Here is a 2413-nt window from a genome sequence, read left to right on the forward strand (position 1 = left end):
CCTCTGCAAACCTTGGCGATCAGTGGCGTATTGGCTCCGCCGCTTGCCAGCCGCTTTACCCTGATCGAGCGCAATAATTTGCTGCACAGCGGCATTTCAACCGTGACAGTGGCGGATGACAGCACGGTTCAAGTGGAAAATATCATTACCACATACCAAAAAAACAAGTACGGCGCAGAAGATGACAGCTATTTGCAGATTGAAACCTTATTCCTGCTGATGTTTGTCACTCGATTCCTGCGCACCCAGGTAACGTCGAAATTTGCCCGTATGAAGCTGGCGGCCAATGGTACCCGTTTCGCGCCTGGCTCGGCCATCATTACCCCGAATGTGATCCGCGCGGAGTTGATTGCACAGTACCAGGCACTTGAATTTAACGGTTATGTGCAGGACGCCAAAGGTTTTGCTAAGGGGCTAATTGTGGAAAAGAGCGCCAGCAATCCGAACCGTGTTGATGTGCTGTGGACGGGTGTTCTGATTAACCAGTTGCGCATCTTTGCCGTTCTCAATCAATTCCGCCTCCAGGCATCAGCATAAGGATTCATTATTATGGGTGATACATCCAATCGTCTCGCTGGGACAGCGTATGTCACTGTTGACGGCCTGACTATTATGGTGGCGGGGCAATTCAAATACAGCCCGTCAAAATTCAAACGTGAAACGCTCACAGGGATGGATGGAGTGCATGGTTATAAAGAAACCTTTAGCGCCCCGTTTATTTCCTGCCAAATCCGTGACAGTGGCGGCACGTCCATCAGTGATTTTAACGACCAGACTAACGTCAATATTGTGTGTGAGCTGGCCAACGGCAAAACGATTATCGGCAGTGGGATGTGGTCGGTCAACACTCAAGAAGTGGATAGCACTGAGGCGACAGCGGATATTCGCTGGGAGGGTGGTTCAGTGTCGGTGACGGAGAACTAAGATGGCTGAATTAGAACGTACTAAAACAATACCTCTTGTTAAATCCATTTCACATGAGGCCACCAAAACCACTTATGAGGTGATTGAACTCAGTGAGCCGGTATTAATTCAAGTTCAGCAGTTTTACGACGAACAGACCAAATCGGGGTCGCTCAGTGCGATGGGACTACTCATTTCTTCAGTGTCTGGTGTGCCGCGTGAGGCCATCAAAAAAATGGCTTTCACCGATTATAAATCCTGCGAGGTCTACATGATGAGTTTTTTAGCCTACTCCCCGCAGCCGGAGAGTGGGGCGACGAACTAGCAGATGTGACTTATTACTATTCGTGGGGGCCGGGTGATGCCTGGTCCCTAACCTACAGTAAATTAATGTGGTGGCGTCAGCAGGCGGTCAGGATAAACAAGATTAAGGCAGGCAAAAATGGGTAATGCATTTGATTTTGAATTGACCGCAACAGATCAGGCGTCGGCCTCCATTCAGCGTATAGAAGAAGCCGTTAAAAACCTCATCCCTGATCTGGATAAAACCCGTGATGGACTCAAGCTGGGCGGGCAGGAATCAGTTGAGGGTATTGATGACCTGAACGCGCGCTTAAAAGGCATGGGGCAGTTTGCCCGGGAGGGGGTGCAGTTTATTGGTGATTTGGTGCCACCGCTGAAAATGGTCGGTGAGATTGGTGGTAAAGCCTTAAAGCTTGGTGCGGTAGGTGCGGTTGGTTATACCGCCGTCAAGATGGCGCAGGGATTAAGTTCTGCCGCTGATGCAGCCTATTCATTGGATGTCGCGGCTAAAAATGCCGGTATGTCCGTTGAGGAATTTAGCCGTGTCAGTGGTGCAATGCAGATTTTGGGGGTAGACAGTAATTCGGCCCGCCAGTCTGTTGAGGGTCTATACAAGACGTTCAATGACCCCTTGTGGGCACGTAATGACACCACTCAGGCGTTGCTTGCTCAGAACGGGATTGTCATTGAGCGTCTCAAAGACGGCACAGCGGATGTTTATAAAACGCTGGACAATGTTGCCAAGATATTCCCTAAACTTTCCCCGCAGACGCAGAAAACGTTAGCGGATGCTTTAGGTCTGGACGCCAACCTTTTGGCGTTAATGCGAGAGGGGGTCAGGTACAAAGAGTTACTGACAAAGGCTGAGAAATTTGGCTTAACCGTAGATCCAGCGCTAAATCAGCAGCTCACTGAGTTAGACCGTAAAATAGCTGAGGTGAGCGCGGCGTGGGATGGACTAAAACAGCGTGGACAGAATAAAGTTTATGGTGCCATTTTGTCAGACGGTTCAGTTAAAGACGAGATAGAGGGGGCCACTGATATCGTTACTAACGGCGTAGACAGTATTTCAGTAGCACATTTTTTAGGACTAAACAGGGGGGAAGAAGCGGATCAGCTACGTCGTGGTTATAACGACCCCGAATTCTATAAAAACCTGAATGAGTGGGATAAGGTTGGGTCAGATTACGGCATTATGACCGAGGGC

3 protein-coding genes and 1 pseudogene are annotated in these 2413 nt (G+C 49.4%); all 4 read left to right on the forward strand.

Annotated elements, in window-relative coordinates:
• The coding region (locus AEP37_RS23275; RefSeq protein ID WP_049615554.1) for a phage tail sheath C-terminal domain-containing protein at positions 1-537 on the forward strand (537 nt) is incomplete at its 5' end.
• 12 nt (positions 538-549) lie between these two features.
• Positions 550-924 (forward strand): phage tail tube protein, encoded by a 375-nt coding sequence (locus tag AEP37_RS23280; RefSeq protein WP_049602789.1) that lies wholly within the window; start codon positions 550-552, stop codon positions 922-924.
• Position 925: 1 nt separating this feature from the next.
• Entirely contained in the window at positions 926-1228 is a 303-nt protein-coding gene (locus tag AEP37_RS23285) for a phage tail assembly protein (protein WP_049615555.1), read from the forward strand.
• A gap of 117 nt (positions 1229-1345) precedes the next feature.
• Positions 1346-2413, forward strand: a pseudogene (locus AEP37_RS23290) (hypothetical protein); the annotation flags it as partial.

The organism is Yersinia pekkanenii (assembly GCF_001152565.1).
GTDB classification, from domain to species: domain Bacteria; phylum Pseudomonadota; class Gammaproteobacteria; order Enterobacterales; family Enterobacteriaceae; genus Yersinia; species Yersinia pekkanenii.

Excerpts from the sequence above, each read along its gene's own strand:
- AEP37_RS23280 (WP_049602789.1), top strand. The coding sequence starts at position 550 with ATGGGTGATACATCCAATCGTCTCGCTGGGACAGCGTATGTCACTGTT.
- AEP37_RS23285 (WP_049615555.1), top strand. The coding sequence starts at position 926 with ATGGCTGAATTAGAACGTACTAAAACAATACCTCTTGTTAAATCCATT.